Source organism: Microcoleus sp. BM001215392, from assembly GCF_036700185.1.
Lineage (GTDB): Bacteria > Cyanobacteriota > Cyanobacteriia > Cyanobacteriales > Microcoleaceae > Microcoleus.
The window spans coordinates 1-19470 of sequence record NZ_JAUBOJ010000051.1; the positions used below are offsets into that span (position 1 = coordinate 1).

Sequence of the window (19470 nt, forward strand, 5' to 3'; positions counted from 1 at the left end):
AGCCCGCACGTTCAACCCCTTGGTAAGGGGGGGAGGTAAGAGAAGGTTGAGATAATTCTTCTTCCCCGGAATGTAGGGGCGGTGCTCCTGTGCCCGCCTTGGGAATCTCCGCCATAAAGCCCAGTCGGCCGACTAATTGACCTGCACGAATTTGGAATAATTGAATGCAGGCGTGTTGGGTGTCTGCTGCCAGGGCGATCGCATCTCTGGAAACAGTATCATTAGGTAAAGACACTTTTTGACCAGCACTCAAAGACTGCAAACCCTTAATTTGATCGCGAATCCTGGCCGCAGTTTCAAAGTTCAAATCTTCGGCGGCTTGTTCCATTTGCGGTTCCAGAATATCCAGCAATTCCTGAGTCCTTCCCTGGAAAATCATCGCCACTTTTTGAATGATTTTTCGGTATTCCTCCGGCGAAGTTAGCCCTTGACAAACGCCGACGCAACGCCCGATGTCGTAGTTCAGACAGGGACGGTCTTTAAACAGCGGTTGAGGGCGCTGTCGCAAGGGAAAAATCCGCTTAATTAAATGCAGCGTACTCCGCAGCGCGCCTGTATCGACGTAGGGCCCGTAGTAGCGGTCTTTGGCACTACCCGCGCGGCGTTTGCGGGTGATGAAGATGCGCGGGTATTCCTCCGACCAAGTTATGCACAAATAAGGATATTTTTTATCATCTTTTAGGAGGACATTAAAGTAAGGTTGGTGCTGTTTTACCAGATTTGCTTCTAATGCTAAAGCTTCGGCTTCTGTGTCGGTGGCGATGAATTCGATTTCGCGCACTTGCTGTACCATCATCGCGATGCGGGGACTGAGGTTTTGGCTTTCGCGGAAGTAGGAACGGACGCGGTTTCGGAGTTTTTTGGATTTGCCGATGTACAGGATGCGATCGCTCTCGTCTCGCATTAAGTATACACCGGGAACTGCCGGAATTTCTTTGAGGCGGCTTTCTAGGCGTTCTGCATCTTTAATTAGTGGCAGCGTTTTTGTGGACGGCATATAAATTTGAGATTTTATGACTTATATCTACTATTGTAACGCTGTTATCCAAGTCAAGGGAATCAATCACAAATCAAAACCGCAGATTTATTATCATCTACCTTATCCAACGGATATTTATCCTTAATAAATTCTTGCAGCAAATCAAAAAAAGTATCAAAAGCCTGACTTTCATCTGTTGAATAAAACAGAATAACTTTAGCCCAAGAAGCGGAGGTCTTAACAGCAAATCTTTTTTGCAGCCAAGGCTGAAATTCTGCAAATTCTTCCTCTTGTTCTGTGACGGGGGTTGCCAGCAAATCGCGGGCGTGTTGATAGCCGCACAAAAACATAAATAGGTTGCTGATTGAACGGGAACCGATGTACATTGCAGGTTTCTTTTGAATGCGATCGAGTAATTCGTAAAATGTAGTTATTATTTATTCCTTCTCTTGTGACAATATACAATTAAAAGCTGTCAATTTCTTCGATAATAAACTGACCCCTCGGACAGTCAAAGTCTTTTATCCATTCTTCTCTAGTCAGTCCGGTAGTTGACAAATTATCAAATACTTTGCTGCGAACCTCAATTCCGTAGTGTGTGCCATTCTGAGTAATCGGTGTTCTACTTTCTTCCCATCGTTGACTGACAATAAAATATCCCCGTCCTACCAACTTTAGCTGAAGATGAATCCCATTAATGCCATTCGCTTTTAACCAATTTTTAATAGCTTCAGCACATTCGGCGCACTGCAATAGCTTAAAATTTCTTACGATCGCTCCTATTTGTTGATAAATTTATTCGTCCGAAAATTGTGAATTGCTTGGCATTAGATGATGTCTCTACTTCACAATATCTGAGATAGAAACTTGCGCGTGCGTTCTTCCTTCGGGTTCTGAAAGAATTCTTCCGGCTTCGCTTCTTCCACTAAAACGCCGCCGTCCATCAATACAATGCGATCGGCAACTTCGCGCGCAAATCCAACTTCGTGAGTCACTACTACCATTGTAATTCCTGTTTGAGCCAAATTGCGCATGACATCTAAAACTTCTCGCACCATTTCCGGGTCTAATGCTGATGTCGGTTCGTCAAATAGCATGATTTTCGGCTGCATTGCTAGGGAACGTGCGATCGCAACTCGCTGCTGCTGTCCGCCCGATAATTGTCCGGGATATTTTTGGGCTTGAGACAAAATCCCGACTCTTTCTAATAGTTGCATCGCCACTTCTTCGGCTTTTTTCTTGGGCCAGCGGCGCACCCATACGGGGGCTAGCATGACGTTTTGGAGGACTGAGAGGTGGGGAAATAGGTTGAATTGCTGAAATACCATTCCTACTTCCTGGCGAATTTTTTCGATGTTGCGCAAGTCGTGGGAAAGTTCGATTCCGTCGATCGTGATTTTGCCTTGCTGATATGCCTCTAAAGCGTTGAAAGTGCGAATAAACGTGGATTTTCCCGAGCCTGATGGGCCCATCACGACGACCACTTCACCCCGGTTGACGTTCATGCTGACGCCTCGCAGTACGTGAAATTGTCCGTACCATTTGTGGACGTTTTCTGCGACGATTACTGTTTCTGGGCTGGTGGATTGAGTTTCCATGATTTTTGATTTTTTAACCGCTGATGTTAGCAGATGAACGGGGATGAACGCGGATAAATATTTATCTTTGATTTACTTCTAGAGTCTGTTCTATTTTGCGACTGGCTAGTGACATTGAGTAGCAAAATACCCAATAAATGAGGCCGACAAATATGTAGACTTCGGCGTATCTGCCTATATACGATGGATTTGCTAAAACGGCGCGGGATATGCCGATTAATTCTAACATTCCGAATAGGGAGAGCAGGGATGTATCCATGAATAATCCGATGAATTGACCGCCGATCGCCGGAATGACTGTTCGCAGTGCTTGAGGTAGTACAATCAGAATGGTCAGTAAGGGTGTGTTTAGCCCGATCGACCTGGCTGCTTCTATTTGTCCCCTCGGTACGGCCTGCAAGCCGCCGCGCACGTTTTCTGCCAAGTAAGCCGCACTAAATAATGTTAATCCGGCGATCGCCCGAATCACTCTATCTAATTTGGGATATTCGGGCGGTAAGAATAATTGCAGCATCACTTGACCTAAAAACAAGATGCCAATTAATGGCAAGCCGCGCACAATTTCAATGTACAATGTTGAAAGCAGTTTGACGACTGGTAAAGAACTTTGTCTCCCAAGGGCGAGCAATACTCCCAAGGGAAAGGACAGCACAATACTAATAATTGCTAAAAATAGCGTCAGCACTAAACCGCCCCAATCATTTGTCGAGACTTCTCTCAAACCCAATCCGCCTTTAATCAACCACAGAATTACTGGGAAGGAAAGAGCCCAAATTCCGGGTATCCAGCCCATGATTTTTGGGTTGATTTGTCTGGCGGCGACATACCCCGCAGCGGCTGCGATGATAATTCCTAAGAGATAGAGGCGAGATGTAAGGTCGATCGGCGAAATCACCGCACCGACAACCGCAGCACCGAGTAAAATCAGTGTAGGCTGATTCCAAAGACGTTCTTCTCGTTGAACGTTTCCCCACGTTAAACCGCCCAATAACGCAATTATTCCCGCGACTATCCACAGCCGCCAGTAGGATTCGCTGGGAAATTGACCTGCAAAAAATAGCGGCAAGTTGGCCTCTAATACGCGCCATTTAGCTTTTGTTGTGGCCCAAACGATAATTCCTTTAACAGTTTGGAAGGCGACAATTAAGCAAACTACTGTCAGAATGCTGTTGTACCAGGTACTAAATAAGTTTTTGCGCGCCCAATTCCAAGGGGTGGGCGATTCGGTGGCTGGGGGCGGCAGTACGGGGGTTGTTTCCATAAATTGTTAGTTGTTAGATTTTAGATTGCTTGCTGAATTGCACTTGCTAATATTCCTAATATTTTCTTGACATCTGTTAGGTAATATTCTGTCAAGTCAATTTCGATTACTTGTTCTTTGAGTCTTAAGAATCTCCAGGTTTGGCCGCTAGTAACAGCCCCATAATTTATTGTTGCATTTGGGTTGCCTTCACGTTCGTTAAATATTCTAGCTGCCAACATTTCGGCTACACACGGCCCCAAGCTTGCATTAATATCTTCGTTTTGTGCTTCTACGATCGCAATTACTGGTTCGGTAAGCATTAATAAGTATGAAGAACGACTAATCAAAAAGTCGCAATTTCCAGCTAATCCTTTTTCGGCATCAACTGTAAAATCTATTCCACAAAAAAGACCAATTTGATGGTTAAACAGTTTTCTAAGTTCGATTAAAATCGGTGCGGTTATCATGGACGATCTAGACTTGTCAGTATTGCTGCCTAAGGCAATGACTGCGTTCTCTTTGAGAATTTCTACAAGTAAGGGACTTGGTTCTAATTCTGGCACAGGAGAGAACATATTGATGCGATCGCTAATCGTCAAACCGAATTCTTTTGTTACTGTTTTTAAGTTAAAATCTCTGTAAGTCATTTCAACTTTAGTTCCAGATTATAATAAACTTAACTTTTGACTTCGCTATCCACTGTCAACTGTCAACTGTCAACTGTCAACTGTCAACTGTCAACTGTCAACTGTCAACTGTTATTTATCTTTCCTTGAGTTGTACTGTACTATTGTACCAATTCATGAACAGAGAAACTATCAAGCTAATGGTAAGATATGTTGCCATGATAATTATCATTGTTTCGATCGCCCTTCCGGTCTGATTCAGCGTCGGAGAACCCACCACAAAGTAAACGTCGGGATAAGCAACCGCCACGGCTAAACTCGAATTTTTTGCTAAATTCAGATACTGACTGGTTAACGGGGGCACAATCACCCGCAAAGCTTGCGGCAAAATTACCATCCGCATCAGGGTTCCAGATTTCAGTCCCAAAGATTTTCCGGCTTCCCACTGGCCTCGCGATACTGATTGAATTCCGGCGCGGACAATTTCGGCAATGTAACTGCCAGTATACAAGCTGAGTCCTGTCACGAGGGCCGCAAATTCTGGAGTTAGTTTTAATCCTCCTTCGAGTTGCAATTCTGGTGTCAGGCGGGGGAAATCGAGACGGAAAGGCAGATTTTTGGTGATAATCAAAGCTAAAATTGCACTGAGGACGATCGCACCGGCCGCCCAAAACAACTGTCTTCCCGGCTTCGCTTCTTCCACCATCACCCGCGCCCGCCACATCCACAGCCCCACAGCCGCCAAAACTCCCACCGTTAGCAAAATCAACCAAATTTCCCAACCAGGTAAAGCATAGGGCCAAGGTAGAGCAATACCGCGATTTGTCCAGTAAATCGGCCCGCGCATCTGTTGATTGTCTTCGAGTTTGGGTAGGGAAATAAACACTGCAAAATACCAGAAAAATAATTGCAGCAATAACGGCGTATTCCTCAAAATCTCCACATACAAACCAGCCAAACTCCGCAGCAGCCAATTGTCGGAAAGGCGCGCAATTCCTACAGTCAAACCTGCAATTGTTGCGAAAACAATCCCCAAACCCATTACTCGCAGCGAGTTGAGCAATCCGACCAAATAAGCTTGTCTGTAAGTATTTTCAGGACTGTAGGGAATCACGCTTTCGCCGATGTCGAAGGATGCTTGGGAATTGAGAAAGTCAAATCCAAATGCAATCCCCAGTTGTGCGTAATTGGCGCTGAGGTTGTCCCAAAAAATCGCGATGACTGTGATTACTAAAATTAGGGCGATCGCCTGTCCGGCTATTTTCCAGAAGCGATCGTCCCTGAGCAGTTTAATCATTGTTATTAGTTATTGGTTATTAGTTATTAGTTTTGTAGGGTGAAGGATCAGCACTTTACCTGTCGGGTAAGGGCGTAGTCTAAAATATCTTGTAGGGTGCGCATTGCGCACCTTACGACTAACTGACTGTTAACAGTTAACACTCAACAGTCAACCAAATTTAACGGAACGGCGGCGAGTAAAGCAAACCGCCATCTTTCCAGAGTTTGTTTTGACCTCGGTCTAACTTAAGTGTACTTTTCGGGCCGAGGTTGCGATCGTACATTTCCCCGTAATTCCCGACTTTCTTCACAATGCTGACGGCGTAGTTGTTCGGGAGTCCGAAACCTTTACCTAAATCTCCTTCTTTTCCTAGCAAACGTTTGACGTTCGGGTCTGTAGTGCTGGCCACAGTTTGGTCTACGTTTCCTGAATTAATTCCCAAATCTTCAGCTTCAATTGCTGCAAAAATAATCCATCTCACCGCATCCGCCCATTTAGGATCGCCACTTTTGACTGCTGGGGCTAACGGTTCCTTTGACATCACGATCGGCAAAACAACGTTATTGTCTGGAGTCGGTAGTGTTGTGCGCTTCGAGACTAGCTGCGATCGATCGGCAGTAACACCTTGACAGCGACCTTCTTGATACGTAGCAAAGGTAGCATTCACATCTTCAAACACGACAGGAGTGTATTTAACTCCTAATTTTCGCATTTGGTCGGACAAATTTTGTTCGGTGCTCGTACCTGTCTGCACGCAGATCGATTTGCCCGCAAAATCTTTTAAACTTGTGATGCCGCTGTCTTTTTTGACCATGATGCTTTGAGAGTCATAAAATATCACTGGGGCAAATTCCAGTCCCGTAGTGCTGTCGCGGCTCGCGGTGTATGTGGTATTGCGGCTGAGAATGTCGATTTCTCCAGCCTGCAAAACTGTAAATCTATCTTTGGCGTTGAGCTTTCGGTACTCAACTTTTTCGGGATCGTCAAATATTGCCGCCGCAATCGCCCTGCACACATCCACATCGAGTCCCGAATATTTGCCTTTTTCGTCTACAAAGCTAAAACCCGGCAATTCGCCACTGACCCCGCAAATCAGTTTGCCGCGGCTGACAATTGTATCTATGCGGCTCGGGCCTTGTTGCGATTTGCCTTCAGCAGTTGTTGCTGGTGTTTGTCCGACTTGTGCCGATCGATCCCGACAAGACGCCAGCGGTGCCACAAGCAACACACTTGCCAACAACAGAAATCCCCATTTACGCATACATTTTAGTAGAACGCTTTCTCGACGATCCTAGCTTGTAGTTGTCGAGAACTGTTGGGATTGGCAATCTAGAACATCCTGCGGCTTCAAATTAACTATGCTTAACCCGGTGCTGCACCCTGACAAGTGTACCGGTTCACCGCCGATGATTTTTTGCCCGTGACGAGCGATCGACTTGAACTGCGATCTCGATCGTTCAATTTTCATTTAACCGATTCAAAACCGTTCTGGTGCTAAGCGCTGCTCCGCTAAATCCCGGATTAGCGACAGCCGAGATTCAATGTACTCGTTCAACACATCTGTTTCGTTGCCATTGAGCGCAGAGTTCGTCTTCAACTGTTTCAGCAGCCACTGTACCAGGGTGGCATCGTCCAAATTGACTAACAGAGTCGCTTGGGTAGTCTCAATTAATGACCAGAGTTGGCGTAACATGACTGGAGTCATAAAACCTCATTGAGCGTAAATACGCACTTAGTGGGCTGGCTGGGCGATCGGTTGGTTTTCGTCTTTCTAGCCGATAGACGAAAAACACCCTAAGAGTCATCGGCTTAATGATTATTTTATATTTGACCACAATAACTTAATATAGTAGTGTCAAAAGCTACAACACACAAGATGTTATAAGAGTTGCCAATCTCTTCACATAGGGATAAATATATTGATAAAAAATTAAGAATCTTTACATAGCGGGCGATCGTGTGGTTGCGAGTGCAGCGCCCTGCTTGGGCTGGACTCGCGATCGGAAAGTCCGGCGCAAAACTTAAATTTCAATGCAGAAGATGCGATCGCTGACTCACCACCAACTTTTTAACCCCCGCCAGAATGATTTCTAGCTCAGCAATAATTTTTGTGGCGCCCTCCAAATCGTTTGATTCGGCGAGGATTTGAAGCTGAGCAGCCAGATCGGGCATTAACCGCACCGCCGCCGTAGCGCTGACACCTTTAATTTGATGCGCGCGACAGGCCAGTGTCTGAGCATCTCCAGAGGCGATCGCCCCCTTAGCAGCTTCTAAATAACTAGCAGTATCCACCACAAAAGCTTGCAGTATTTCGCGCTCAAAGTCTAAATCAGCGCCCGCAATGGAGCGCAAACGCGCCCTATCGACTACTGATTCTAGATCCTCGGCAGAGTTTTGGACTTCCTCGCCCTTAAACTTGGGAATTTTAATTTTTAACTGTACCGACCAATTTTCAAGTACAGATTTTAACTTTTCGATCGAAATAGGCTTGCTAATATAATCGTCCATTCCCGCTTCCAGACACTTTTCCCGATCGCCCTTCAAAGCATTCGCCGTCATCGCAATCACCACCGTCTTGCGATCCGGCTCCATTTTGCCAGCAGCAGCACCTGCCGCCTCCATGCGTCGCAATTCCCGCGTCGCTTCGTAACCGTCCAAAACCGGCATCTGACAGTCCATCAACACAATGTCATACTTTTTGAGGGCAAGCATAGATAGCGCCTCTGCGCCGTTATTCGCCACATCCGCCGCACATCCCAAAACTTTGAGTTGATTTAGACCAACTTTTTGATTGATCGGAGTATCTTCAACTAACAAAATCTTTAAGCTGGCTAACTCCCTGTTGTCCATAGCTGAGCCTTGATTTGGCGTTGGATTTGCGATCGGGCGATCGACTGCCGCGCTGGGGGCGATCGCATTTACCAAGCAATCAAACAGTCGGTGAGCCTTAACAGGCTTAGTTAAATAGCCGCTAAAACCAATATCTACCAAACGTTTCGCCTCAGATATCTGAGTCATGGAAGTCAGCACCACCCAATGCGTCTGCTGCATAGCCGACTCAGCAATCATCAAACGTTCCAAACTTCCGGCCACCATTTCCGGTAACTGAATATCAACCAAAACGATATCGTAAGGGGACTTAACGCTGACAGCTTTGTACAAAGAGGCGATCGCCATCCAACCGTTCTCAACCTCCTCAACTTCCATCCCCCATACAACAGCCATTCTCAGCAGCACTTTTCGCACTGTCGGCTTATCGCTAGCAACCAACATTTTTCGCCCCGCCAGCACCGTTTGTAAATTCACTTCGCAGGCTGTCCCTGCCGCCTTTAAATTTTCTTTAATTGCCGGCACAGTAAACCAAAAAGTCGAGCCTTTCCCTGGGATACTTTCCACACCAATTTCACCCCCTAGCAGCTCTACTAACTGCTTAGAAATAGCCAAACCCAGACCTGTACCTCCGTACTTTCTAGTAGTAGAAGCATCAACTTGAGTAAAAGATTGAAACAGTTTATTTTGGTCTTCTGGTGTTATTCCAATTCCTGTATCTGTAACTTTAAACAGCAGGAACAGCGAGCGATTTTTGCCAAGTCTTAACGGTTGGATGTCCTCTAATTTTTTGCGATCTTCGGTGCCTATAATTCTCTCAGGAATCCGACCAGTCGAAACCTCAATTACCACTTCTCCTGCTTCTGTAAACTTAATCGCATTATTAATTAAGTTAGTAAGAATTTGCCTCAAGCGGGCTGCATCACCTCTAATTTGCAGCGGCACCTCATTCTCAATCAGTGCTACCAATTCTATACCTTTTTTTTGTGCGGGAGTTGCCAACAAATCCAGCACTTCATCCAGACAAATACCGAGGTCAAATTCGATCATTTCTAAGCGCATTTCTCCTGCTTCGAGTTTGGAGAGGTCAAGAATATCGTTAATGATGGACAGCAAATTTTGACCGCTGAGTTTGAGTGTCTGCACAAAGTCTAGCTGTTCCTCAGTCAGATTTGTTTTTAGCAGCAAATCAGTCATCCCCATCACTCCATTCATCGGAGTGCGGATTTCGTGACTCATATTTGCTAAAAATAGCGACTTCATTCGAGACGCTTCTAGGGCGACTTCTCTGGCTTGCTGCGCTTGTTCAAACAAAGTAGATTGCTGAATGGCGATCGCCAACTGCACGCTCAACCTTCCCAGCAAATCCACCTCAGAATCAGTCCAAGCCCGCGGGCCGCTGCACTGGTGGGCAACCAGCAACCCCCACAACCGATTTTGATTTGTTGCCAAAGTCCCCATCTGCGACTTAATTAGAAGATTTTCCGGCGCATTTTCTGAGTTCGACTCCTGACTTTCATCGCCGATAAAAATTGGTACAACTAAATTTGCCTTTACCTGCAAACTCGCCAGTAAATCTCGATGTATGTCGCTCAAACTAGCCGTATCAATATCTTCAATTGCTTGAATCTTCCCAGCGCGGTACATCGATGTATAACTTTCCCCAAAAGATTTTTCCTGAAGTTTTCTCCCCAGCATCGGTATCCAAGCCTCGCCTACAGATTCCACAACCACAATCCCTGTATCATCGGAATCAAAACTATAAATTACCGTGCGATCGGTTGCCAGCAACTCCCGCACTTCTTGTACAGCCGTGCTCAGAGTTTGAGTAAGGTTGAGAGACTGTCGCACTCGCTGGGCGATCGCCGAAACCAGCCGTTCCCGTTCTGCTTGTTCCCGCAGCATTTTCTCAGCTTGCTTGCGTTCTGTGACATCGCGAATTACCGCGGCAAAGCACAGAGGCTCATTGCTTTGAGGGTGTTTGACCATAAAAGCATTCATCACCACATCAATTGATTTGCCGCTGCGCAAGTGCTGCATTTTACCTTCTCCCTGCCACTGACCCTGACTGATAATTATTGGCAGAATTTTTTGACTAAATTCCTGTTTAAAACTTTGACCTATATAATCCCATATCTCGGTATGAAGCACTTGCGAAACAGTCTCTAATCCCACCAACTTTCGTCCTGCTTCGTTGACAAACAGCGTTTGACCTTCGAGAGTAGCCATACCGATAAAATCGCTGCTGTTTTCAATCAAAGACACAAATTTTTGCCGCTCTTCTTCTCCTTTTTTGCGTTCGGTAATATCGCGCTTGACGCAGACGTGACAAATTATATCCCCGCTGTTATTGATTACAGAATATGCAGCCACGTCGATCGCTAGCGTGCGACCTTTTTTAGTAAAGTTAGTAATTTCGCCCCGAAAAGTTCGAGTTTTCGCTAAGCTTTTGGCAATTGCCGAAAAGCGCTCCCCCGCCACCAGAGGCGGCGCTTCTGCTTCTAATTCCGCGTCGGTGTATTCTAGCAGCGATTGATGGGCGCGATTTTGTTCGAGAAAAAACCCATCAGCATCGATAATCACCATCGCATCGTTGGAGTTGAGAAATATTTCTCGGTAAAGTTTGAGTTTTTCCTCAGCTTGCTTGCGATCGGTGATGTCCCTTTTGACGCTGACGTAACAAACCACATCCCCAGCATCATGAAGAACTGCAAAAGCCGACAGTTCTACCTCAACTGTTCCCCTTTCCAAAGCCTTAACACAGGTCATTTCGCCTCGGTAACTCCCTGTGGAGACCAAGCTTTGCAGCACCGACGCAAATGTCTGCTCTCCCATGTGAGCAGCAGGGGTTTTTCCCCACAATTTCGAGGGACTGTAACCTAGCAAAGCCGTGTGAGCTTGATTGGTTTCCAAGTAATAGCCTTGCGGGTCTAAAATGGCGATCGCATCATTGGACTTTAAAAATATTTCTTGATAAAGTTGCAGTTTTAACTCTGCTTGTTTCCGGGCGCTAATATCCGTGAACAAGCCATAATAAACTACTTCCCCCGAGCCTTGCATTTCCGGCTGCGCATCTCCTTGAATCCATTTTAGTTTTCCCGAAGGAGTAACGATTCTACCTTCCCACCGCCAAGGCTGCAAATTTTCAGCAGCCAGCCTCACCGAGTTACGGAAATTATCTCGATCTTCGGGATAAATCATGTCAACAATTACATGAATATCCTGTTGAGCCACCTCCGGTTCTATTTCATACAATTCTCGACAGCCCGCGCTGACAAACGAAAAGACCATCGAGCCGTCTGGATGCAAGTCAACTTGATATACCGTACCCGGTACGCTAGCAGTAATTTTTTGCAGTTTAGCTTGGGTTTGATTCCGGGCTTCATCTGCGGCCGAGTATTCTGCAATTTCCCGAGAAATACCCAAAACCGCAAATATATTGCCCTCCCCATCGCGCAGCGGCAGTTTTTGCGTGTCAAAAACGTGCTGTTTACCGTTTTCAAATGCTATCGCCTGGTGGGGATTGCGAACCATCTCCCCGGCGAGTACAGCTCGATCTTCCTCGCGGATGCCCCTAACAAAGCCGTGGCTATCCCCAAATACTGTTGCTGCTGAAAATCCCAATTCAATGTCATCTTTGCCGATAATTTCCCCGACATTTTTTCCTAAATATGCAGCAAAACTTTGATTGACAAAAATATATCTAAAATTTCGATCTTTCGCAAAAACTCTGTCCGGCGCACCCTCTATCAAAGCCCGCAACAATAGCTCTTGGCTTGCCGAATCTAAAGCAAAATTATTTTCAGGATTACCCTTGACATCCGCCTGCTGAAATGTTAAATCATTTAACGATTTAGCACATATTTGAGCAACAGTGTGGAGCAAACAAAGGTGTTCAAAATTAAAAGCATTTGCCTGCTCTGCACCGATGAAAAACACTCCCAACAAGTCTTCACTTTCATCCTGGTTAACGGGTGCCACCAACACCGAATTAAACTGAGCAATTGGTGGGGTGGCAAGGTTGTGCGCCCAGTCCCGATCGCCGGCGAGCCATTGCAGGCGAGCAGCTTGCAAGCAGGCTTCAATTTCAGAGTTTGGCGGTGCAGTTAACGGCTGTAAGTGTTTGAGGTATATTCTACCGTCCGGTAACGTCAAAAGTGCGATCGTCTCAGCAGGAATCAGGCGCCCGATGTGTTCGATACACGCAGACAAAATTGCCTCAGCGTCAGCGGCAAGTTGTACTTTTGCAGTCAGTTCGTTGAGAACTTGCAGTTCCAAGGTACGCTGGCGGACTTTTGCTTTGAGGCTGGCGGCTAGGATTTGCATAGTGCTCACCACACTGGTTTGCTTATATTATAATTATTCATTTTCAAACTTTTTTAAACAATCATCTTAAAATACATCGGGCGAAAAGACAACTTTTTTATATTTATATTACCTTCGGTTGGTAAAAAATAGTAGTGCGATCGGGAGCGAAGCGACACCGCAAGGCACCTGCTTCGCTCCCGCAGCGAGGTTTAAAGGCGAAATTATCCCATTAAAATCACGTTATCGATCACGTGGATGACGCCGTTGTCAGCTTCGATATCAGCCGCGACAACAGTAGCATTTTTCACCTCAAAACCGTCAGAACAATCAATTTTAATCGGCGAACCTTCCAAGGAAGTAACAAAACCAAGTTTTGCCAAATCAGCCTTCATAAACTTGCCGGAGACGACGTGAAACATCAAAATCCTGCTCAGTTGGGGGACATTCTGCACTAGGGTTGTGATAGTTCCCGGTGGCAATTTTGCAAAAGCATCGTCAGTCGGTGCAAAGACAGTGAAAGGGCCCGGACTTTTGAGCGCATCTACTAAATTAGCTACTTGCACCGCGGTTACCAGGGTTTGGAACGAACCCGCACCTACGGCAATATCAACAATATCAGGCATTGTGTTCTACCTCGTTTGGCAAAAAAGTTATATTAAGTATCGTAAACTGATGCGGGCAACAATACCTACTATGTTTGTTAAAAATTTCGTACTTCGTTAGATCGTTCGGACTTCAGTCCTCTCTTTTTTTGCGGACTAAAGTCCTGACTACAAACCTAATGTTTTACACATAAAATTACTAACCGATTTGCACTTGAACGGCGCGATACTCTTAAATTGCTACAACACTGCTGTTGCTTTTGACACCAAAACCTCTGTTTCTCCATCTGCCATTTGAGGATTGAGGTTTTCTTCCTTGTGAATGCTAAAACTGCCGTACAAAATTGAAACTTCAAAGATGTCTGTAGTCAGCACAGCAGGCTTGCGGTGAGCAGATTCGCCCAAAGAAATTCCTAAGAATTCTGCTTCAAGTTCGCCGACTTCCTCTTCATCGTGTACAGTCCACCTGATATCGCGACAGTCTTTAAATGCCAGCACATAAGGGAATCTTTCTTCAGGATTGTAGACGCATTCGATTAATACTTCGTTTCCCCACAAAGATAATTTGATATTTGTGACTAAAGATGTCAAACCACCCAACCCCAGCAAGTTATACTCGTCTTTCCAATCACTCATTTAAGTTGCTACAAAACTGCTTGCGGTTCAGATATTAAAACCTCTGTTTCTAATTCTCCTACTTCTGAATTTAAATCCTCTCCCTTATGAATACTGAAACTGCCATACAGAATAGAAATCTCAAAAATATCCGTATGGATTAAAGCTGCTTTTCGGTGCGCGTCTTCACCCAAATGAATGCCAATCAAATCAGCTTCTGGATCTTGTACATCTTCTGGATGAAAAACCTCCCAACTGATATCTCGGCAGTCATGAAATACGATAGTATAAGGCAATCGATCCCCTGTAGGATCGTAAATACATTCAAATATAATTTCATTTCCCCAGAAAGAGACATTGACATTGGTTACTAGGGATGTCAGTTCACCTAAATTAAGCAAGTTGTAGTCATCCGGCATATTAATCCCTCAATTTTTCTCCCGTATTGTGTGTCCCCAGAATTTGGTTGCCAAACTCATCGCGTGTTTTGACCAAGCTGCCGTCTTTATCAAGACGTAAACCTTTGTTTATTTTTCTGCCATCAGAACCATATCTAGGCGCTGGGGTTCGTATAACTTCACCATCAGTACGAATATTGACGCGGGAACGATCGGCAAATTCGTATTCAAGATAACCACCTTTAGTCTGTCTGATTTCTGCACCCAGTCCGCGCAAAAAGTCATCGACTTCTTGGCGAGTCATCCCGGTTAAGTCTCCTCTCTTCCGATGCAGTTCCATTTCCTCCAACTCCCTGACTCGGCACGCCAGTCTCCTCACCAACCATTGCTGGTTTTAGTTTAGCACGGTTGGAGAATCGGCGCACTGCCAAAGCAAATAGGGCGCGTAGCGCACACCCTATCAGCAATTAGCCGAATTATTAGACTTGAATTGCAAAAGTCCTTTTAATCAAATTTTGGGACGATGCTCTGAGCATCGTCCCACAAGAAAAAACATTTTGGTGGGACGATGCTCAGAGCATCGTCCTAACTATTTTTGCAAGAAGTCTATTGATTAGCCAAGTTCAACTTTGACTACGCGGTTCTTTTCCGCTTCTGCTTTAGGCAAAGTCAGGTTTAAAACGCCGTTTTTGTACTCGGCTTGTACGCTGTCATTTTGAACTCGTGCAGGTAGGGGAATCACCCGGCGGAAGGAACCGTAGCGGAACTCGGAGCGAGTTATGCCTTGATCTTCGCGCTTTATTTCGGCTCGCCGTTCGCCACTAATTGCAACTGCTTCTGCGGTTACTTGTACGTCCAAATCCTTAGCTTCCATGCCCGGAATTTCTAACTTAAGGTGGATGGCTTCGGGAGTGTCATTGAGTTCGGCGGCTGGTACAAAAGCTACACCGTTAGATGCGCGATCGGTTGCTGGAGTCAAGCTATCAAATAACCGATTCATTTCTCGCTGCAAGGAGTCCATTTCCCGCAAAGGTTCCCAACGAATAAGTGTCATAATTGATACCTCAAATCTCTTGTGTTTCTAGAGGTTGAGCACTACTTGATTCAACCTGTATCTAATATATTCAACATCCAGAAACTGTGGGATGCGGTTTTCTGGAATTTGCCGATCGCATTTCCGAACATTTGCGATCGGTCATGCTGAGGTAGCCCAAAAATTTGAGATTTGAGATTTGAGCAGTCACTATACTGATGAATCTGCTAGCTGGAACAGAACTCTAGAATTTTCGCTCTCCACGACTCTGCTGGGAAAGCAAATATGCGTTTTTGGGAGAAGTCAGTCGATGGGAGATTTGAGAATTGACTAAAGTGATGAATCTGGTAGCTGGAACTGAGCTCTAGAATTTTTGGCAGCAGGGGGCGCGATTCAAGCGCACAGCAAACCAACAATTTGAGATTTTAGATGCGATCGAGAATTACTGACCTAAAATCTCAAATCCCAGAGTTCAAAGCTAAACACCATTAACTCCACCGAGAATGCTGATAAGCAGCGTAGGTATCAAACAAAGCACCCACCAAACCAAAAGCTAGACCAATCACCAAAAATCCCTGGAGGGGACAGCCGCTGCCGAAAGTAGCCAAGAACTGCAAAATCTGGTCTTGGCCCGATCGACCAACCGCTTGTAGGGCTGGTACCAGACAAAGCAACGAACAGCTAGTCAATCCGGCACCGATTAACAATAAGGGAGCGACAAAGCTCAACAGGCTCGTTAGCAGTAAAGAGCGAAGAAAATTCGGAAAAATGCTCATAAAAGTCGGTAAATTCAGCTAAACTGCCGAAAGGTGCAAGTAAAACAAACTTGTCCTTTTCTACGATAGGCAGCGATCGGCACCTTTCGACCAGTTATGTCAAAAATCTTAAATGTTGTAGAAGAAACTTGTTTAAGAATTGTAGATAGATTTCATTTTTGCAGTTGTTCTAAACTCGAAATCCCTTGAGCACAACTACACCATCCAGTCTCAGTTTGTGGAGTCAGCGGTTGTTTGCAGCAATTTTATTGGGCGGCCAAGTCATGCTGCACTTGCTCAAAGGCAAAGTTCACCGCCGCAACACCCTCGATCAAATGGCAGCAGTCGGCCCGGAATCGCTGCTGATTGCTTTGCTGACTGCGGGTTTTGTCGGCATGGTATTTACGGTTCAGGTAGCCAGGGAGTTTATTAACCTGGGTGCGGGTAATGTCGTCGGCGGGGTTTTGGCTTTGTCTCTGACTCGCGAACTCGGCCCGGTGTTAACAGCCGTAATCGTGACGGGACGGGTAGGTTCGGCTTTTGCGGCGGAAATTGGCACGATGCAGGTCACAGAGCAGATAGATGCCATGCTGATGCTCAGAACAGACCCGATCGACTATTTAGTAATTCCCCGCGTCCTGGCTTGCTGCTTGATGTTGCCAATTTTGACAATATTATCCCTGGTCACGGGCATCGCTGGCGGGATGCTGATTGCGACGACAATGTACGGCATCTCTCAAAATGTGTTTTTAGAATCAGTCCGCCATTTCCTGAGTCTGTGGGACATTTGCAGCGCTGCTATTAAGGCTTTTGTGTTCGGTGGTTTGATTGCTGTCATCGGCACTAGCTGGGGTTTGACGACTACCGGCGGCGCCAAAGGCGTCGGACAATCCACTACCACGGCGGTGGTGACGGCTTTGCTGGCTATTTTTATTGTTAACTTTTTCCTGACTTGGCTAATGTTTCAGGGTACTGGCTCTAGCGTGCTCAAAGGCTTGTAACCATTTGTGTCAAAACACACGTTAAACCGACAGTCCGGCAGGGGTTAAAACAAGAGCCTCAAAGCGCAAGTCCTCGCTATGAGGACTGAAGAACTCATCAGTCCTCATAGCGAGGACTTAAGCTATTAGCCAGGGACTTAAGTCCCTGGCGGACTCGGTAGGCTAGGAGACGGTAAAATATAAACTATTGACAAAATTCCTTTGATTTAAACCCGTGACTACAACTACCTCTGGGACTGCGCCCACAGATACGATCGAACTCGCCCCGAGCTATGCGATTCCCCTAGTGCTGGTATTGACCGCTGTACCGCTGCTGTTCGTGCAGAAGTGGGTGAGTTTACCCCTAGCATTGTTCGGCTCCTTTCTGATGTACCAAGCGGCCACGATCCGGCTACAGTTTACCGCAACGGATTTGGACATTTATCGATCGTCCAAGTTGATCCGCCAATTTCCTTACCGACAATGGCAAAATTGGCGGATATTTTGGCCTGCTGTGCCGATTTTGTTCTATTTCAAAGAAATTAACAGCATTCACTTTCTGCCGGTTCTATTCGATCGTAAAATGCTACAGAACTGCTTAGAACAGCGCTGTCCCCGTGAAGACTAAACAAGTTGTTAATTTTTAATTTTTAACTTTCTGTGCCCCACGCCGAACCAAATTTCCCATGAATTCAGACGAATTTCCCACCCAAAAACCGCAATCGCAACCAGCCGCTGAGGGCGAACCAACTCTACCTGTGAATGATATGGACGACCAATTGCCATCTCAAATACGGGAATTGTCGATCGCCCAAAACGATCTCACATCCCAAATTCCTCCCGAAATAGACCCCTGGGGCGAGGAAAATCCCCACATCACCCCTGTGGCGGACGAACCGCGTGCGATCGCCGAAAGTTCGCCACATACAGAGGATGGCGCATCTGAAAGTGCGATCGAGCAAAGTTCGCCACATACAGAATCGCAGCCAACAACAACCGCAGAAACGGTAACGCCCCTACCAGAAAAAGTTACCGAAAATTTGGCAGATAGAATCAAAAAATTGCAGCAGCAAGAACAAGATTTGACCGCAAGAATTGCCAGCTTGGAAGCGGACAAAGCTCAGGCCTTAGAAACATTGGGCGAGGCTCAAGCATCGATCGGGCGTTTGGTACAAGACGGCTTGCTCCAGCTAGATAATCGCAAACAATCGCTACAAATTGAAGTAGAAAAACTCGAACGCAGGCGCGATCGCATTCAAAAGGAAATGCGCACCACTTTTGCCGGAGTTTCCCAAGATTTAGCAATCCGAGTTCAAGGTTTCAAAGACTATCTAGTCGGCAGTTTGCAGGATTTGGCAGCCACCGCCGAACTCTTAGATTTGACGCCACCAGTCCCAGAAACGCCCAAGCAAATCTCTATTGATAATTCTGCATCCTCTGGCCCGGTAAATCCCAGATTTGCGGAACAGGGATTTCAAGAACAAGCCAAACAAATTCGCCGCACCCTCGACCAATATCGCACACTCCCCGACTATTACGGCCCGCCTTGGCAACTCCGCCGCACTTTTGAACCCATCCACGCGGAACGAGTTTCTAACTGGTTTTTCACCCAAGGAGGAAGGGGCGCTTTGCGGACTATGGGTTCGCGCTTGCAAAATATCTTGATTAGTTCGACGATTATTTCTGTACTCAGAAGCGTCTACGGCGCACGGGTGCGGACTTTGGTGTTGGCGAACAGTCCCGAACGTTTGGGTGAGTGGCGCCGCGGTTTGCAGGATTGTTTGGGGATTACTCGCACCGATTTTGGCCCGGAAGGTGGCATTATTATGTTTGAGTCTGCGGAGGCTTTGGCTCAAAAAGCCGATCGACTGGTAAGAGATGGTAAGTTGCCGTTAATTGTGATTGATGAAACTGAGGATTTAATTAGTTTGTCGATGCTGCAATTTCCGATGTGGCTGGCCTTTGCTCCCGATCCGCAAAGTTTGATGGCTGCTAAGGATTTTTGAGATTAAATCCGGCTTTATTTAATACCATGAATTCCCGGCGAATAGAATTCGCGGCTGTACAAACAAAGTCCGCCTGCGCGGACTGAAGAAATTCAGGGGTAAATTAACCAGAATTAGTTCTAGATTCTGACTTCTGACTTCTGACTTCAATTCCCGGCGAATAGAATTCGCGGCTATACAAACAAAGTCCGCCTCCGCGGACTGAAGAAATTTAGGGTA

19 protein-coding genes are annotated in these 19470 nt (G+C 46.0%); 3 read left to right on the forward strand and 16 right to left on the reverse strand.

Going from position 1 to position 19470, the window contains the following annotated elements:
- From uvrC to QT974_RS08605, 16 genes are all read right to left on the reverse strand, one after another.
- Window positions 1-997, reverse strand: a 997-nt coding sequence (gene uvrC, locus QT974_RS08530) for an excinuclease ABC subunit UvrC (protein WP_333468076.1), incomplete at its 3' end; no start/stop codon positions are given.
- Between the two features lie 62 nt (window positions 998-1059).
- A complete protein-coding gene (locus QT974_RS08535) occupies window positions 1060-1365 on the reverse strand; it encodes a hypothetical protein (RefSeq protein ID WP_333468077.1) in 306 nt (101 codons plus the stop codon).
- 79 nt (window positions 1366-1444) lie between these two features.
- Window positions 1445-1774, reverse strand: coding sequence for a papain fold toxin domain-containing protein (locus QT974_RS08540; RefSeq protein ID WP_333468100.1), 330 nt, complete (start codon window positions 1772-1774; stop codon window positions 1445-1447).
- A gap of 50 nt (window positions 1775-1824) precedes the next feature.
- Window positions 1825-2577, reverse strand: a complete 753-nt coding sequence (locus tag QT974_RS08545) for an amino acid ABC transporter ATP-binding protein (protein ID WP_333468078.1) — start codon at window positions 2575-2577, stop codon at window positions 1825-1827.
- Between the two features lie 61 nt (window positions 2578-2638).
- Window positions 2639-3838, reverse strand: a complete 1200-nt coding sequence (locus QT974_RS08550; RefSeq protein ID WP_333468079.1) for an amino acid ABC transporter permease — start codon at window positions 3836-3838, stop codon at window positions 2639-2641.
- A 20-nt stretch (window positions 3839-3858) separates the two neighbouring features.
- Complete coding sequence (locus QT974_RS08555) at window positions 3859-4467, reverse strand: hypothetical protein (RefSeq protein WP_333468080.1); 609 nt, start codon at window positions 4465-4467, stop codon at window positions 3859-3861.
- Window positions 4468-4582: 115 nt separating this feature from the next.
- A complete protein-coding gene (locus tag QT974_RS08560; protein WP_333468081.1) occupies window positions 4583-5743 on the reverse strand; it encodes an amino acid ABC transporter permease in 1161 nt (386 codons plus the stop codon).
- A 160-nt stretch (window positions 5744-5903) separates the two neighbouring features.
- On the reverse strand, window positions 5904-6986 hold the full coding sequence (locus QT974_RS08565; RefSeq protein ID WP_333468082.1) for an amino acid ABC transporter substrate-binding protein: 1083 nt from the start codon (window positions 6984-6986) through the stop codon (window positions 5904-5906).
- A 216-nt stretch (window positions 6987-7202) separates the two neighbouring features.
- Complete coding sequence (locus tag QT974_RS08570; protein WP_333468083.1) at window positions 7203-7430, reverse strand: hypothetical protein; 228 nt, start codon at window positions 7428-7430, stop codon at window positions 7203-7205.
- A gap of 323 nt (window positions 7431-7753) precedes the next feature.
- Window positions 7754-12880, reverse strand: coding sequence for a PAS domain-containing hybrid sensor histidine kinase/response regulator (locus QT974_RS08575; RefSeq protein ID WP_333468084.1), 5127 nt, complete (start codon window positions 12878-12880; stop codon window positions 7754-7756).
- Window positions 12881-13083: 203 nt separating this feature from the next.
- Window positions 13084-13485 carry a fasciclin domain-containing protein gene (locus tag QT974_RS08580; RefSeq protein ID WP_194011615.1) on the reverse strand — a complete coding sequence of 134 codons (402 nt, stop codon included), beginning with the start codon at window positions 13483-13485 and terminating at the stop codon, window positions 13084-13086.
- Window positions 13486-13704: 219 nt separating this feature from the next.
- Window positions 13705-14100: a hypothetical protein gene (locus tag QT974_RS08585; protein ID WP_333468085.1), complete on the reverse strand. Its 396-nt coding sequence runs from the start codon at window positions 14098-14100 to the stop codon at window positions 13705-13707.
- 8 nt (window positions 14101-14108) lie between these two features.
- Entirely contained in the window at window positions 14109-14498 is a 390-nt protein-coding gene (locus QT974_RS08590) for a hypothetical protein (RefSeq protein ID WP_333468086.1), read from the reverse strand.
- Between the two features lies 1 nt (window position 14499).
- Window positions 14500-14781: a hypothetical protein gene (locus QT974_RS08595; protein WP_333468087.1), complete on the reverse strand. Its 282-nt coding sequence runs from the start codon at window positions 14779-14781 to the stop codon at window positions 14500-14502.
- Window positions 14782-15090: 309 nt separating this feature from the next.
- Entirely contained in the window at window positions 15091-15531 is a 441-nt protein-coding gene (locus QT974_RS08600) for an Hsp20/alpha crystallin family protein (RefSeq protein WP_333468088.1), read from the reverse strand.
- A gap of 467 nt (window positions 15532-15998) precedes the next feature.
- A complete protein-coding gene (locus QT974_RS08605; RefSeq protein ID WP_333468089.1) occupies window positions 15999-16286 on the reverse strand; it encodes a hypothetical protein in 288 nt (95 codons plus the stop codon).
- 185 nt (window positions 16287-16471) lie between these two features.
- Here QT974_RS08605 and QT974_RS08610 point away from each other — a divergent pair, with 185 nt between their 5' ends.
- The 3 genes from QT974_RS08610 (at window position 16472) to QT974_RS08620 (ending at window position 19251) form a co-directional block, all read left to right on the forward strand.
- Window positions 16472-17266, forward strand: coding sequence for an MlaE family lipid ABC transporter permease subunit (locus QT974_RS08610; protein ID WP_333468090.1), 795 nt, complete (start codon window positions 16472-16474; stop codon window positions 17264-17266).
- Between the two features lie 214 nt (window positions 17267-17480).
- Entirely contained in the window at window positions 17481-17873 is a 393-nt protein-coding gene (locus QT974_RS08615) for a DUF3119 family protein (RefSeq protein ID WP_333468091.1), read from the forward strand.
- 58 nt (window positions 17874-17931) lie between these two features.
- On the forward strand, window positions 17932-19251 hold the full coding sequence (locus tag QT974_RS08620) for a DUF3086 domain-containing protein (protein WP_333468092.1): 1320 nt from the start codon (window positions 17932-17934) through the stop codon (window positions 19249-19251).
- Window positions 19252-19470 lie beyond the last annotated feature (219 nt).

Coding starts and splice junctions, on each gene's coding strand:
- QT974_RS08605 (WP_333468089.1), bottom strand. CDS start 16,286: ATGAGCATTTTTCCGAATTTTCTTCGCTCTTTACTGCTAACGAGCCTG.
- QT974_RS08565 (WP_333468082.1), bottom strand. CDS start 6,986: ATGCGTAAATGGGGATTTCTGTTGTTGGCAAGTGTGTTGCTTGTGGCA.
- QT974_RS08535 (WP_333468077.1), bottom strand. CDS start 1,365: ATGTACATCGGTTCCCGTTCAATCAGCAACCTATTTATGTTTTTGTGC.
- QT974_RS08585 (WP_333468085.1), bottom strand. CDS start 14,100: ATGAGTGATTGGAAAGACGAGTATAACTTGCTGGGGTTGGGTGGTTTG.
- QT974_RS08590 (WP_333468086.1), bottom strand. CDS start 14,498: ATGCCGGATGACTACAACTTGCTTAATTTAGGTGAACTGACATCCCTA.
- QT974_RS08620 (WP_333468092.1), top strand. CDS start 17,932: ATGAATTCAGACGAATTTCCCACCCAAAAACCGCAATCGCAACCAGCC.
- QT974_RS08555 (WP_333468080.1), bottom strand. CDS start 4,467: ATGACTTACAGAGATTTTAACTTAAAAACAGTAACAAAAGAATTCGGT.
- QT974_RS08595 (WP_333468087.1), bottom strand. CDS start 14,781: ATGACTCGCCAAGAAGTCGATGACTTTTTGCGCGGACTGGGTGCAGAA.
- QT974_RS08560 (WP_333468081.1), bottom strand. CDS start 5,743: ATGATTAAACTGCTCAGGGACGATCGCTTCTGGAAAATAGCCGGACAG.
- QT974_RS08545 (WP_333468078.1), bottom strand. CDS start 2,577: ATGGAAACTCAATCCACCAGCCCAGAAACAGTAATCGTCGCAGAAAAC.
- QT974_RS08600 (WP_333468088.1), bottom strand. CDS start 15,531: ATGACACTTATTCGTTGGGAACCTTTGCGGGAAATGGACTCCTTGCAG.
- QT974_RS08580 (WP_194011615.1), bottom strand. CDS start 13,485: ATGCCTGATATTGTTGATATTGCCGTAGGTGCGGGTTCGTTCCAAACC.
- QT974_RS08575 (WP_333468084.1), bottom strand. CDS start 12,880: ATGCAAATCCTAGCCGCCAGCCTCAAAGCAAAAGTCCGCCAGCGTACC.
- QT974_RS08550 (WP_333468079.1), bottom strand. CDS start 3,838: ATGGAAACAACCCCCGTACTGCCGCCCCCAGCCACCGAATCGCCCACC.
- QT974_RS08570 (WP_333468083.1), bottom strand. CDS start 7,430: ATGACTCCAGTCATGTTACGCCAACTCTGGTCATTAATTGAGACTACC.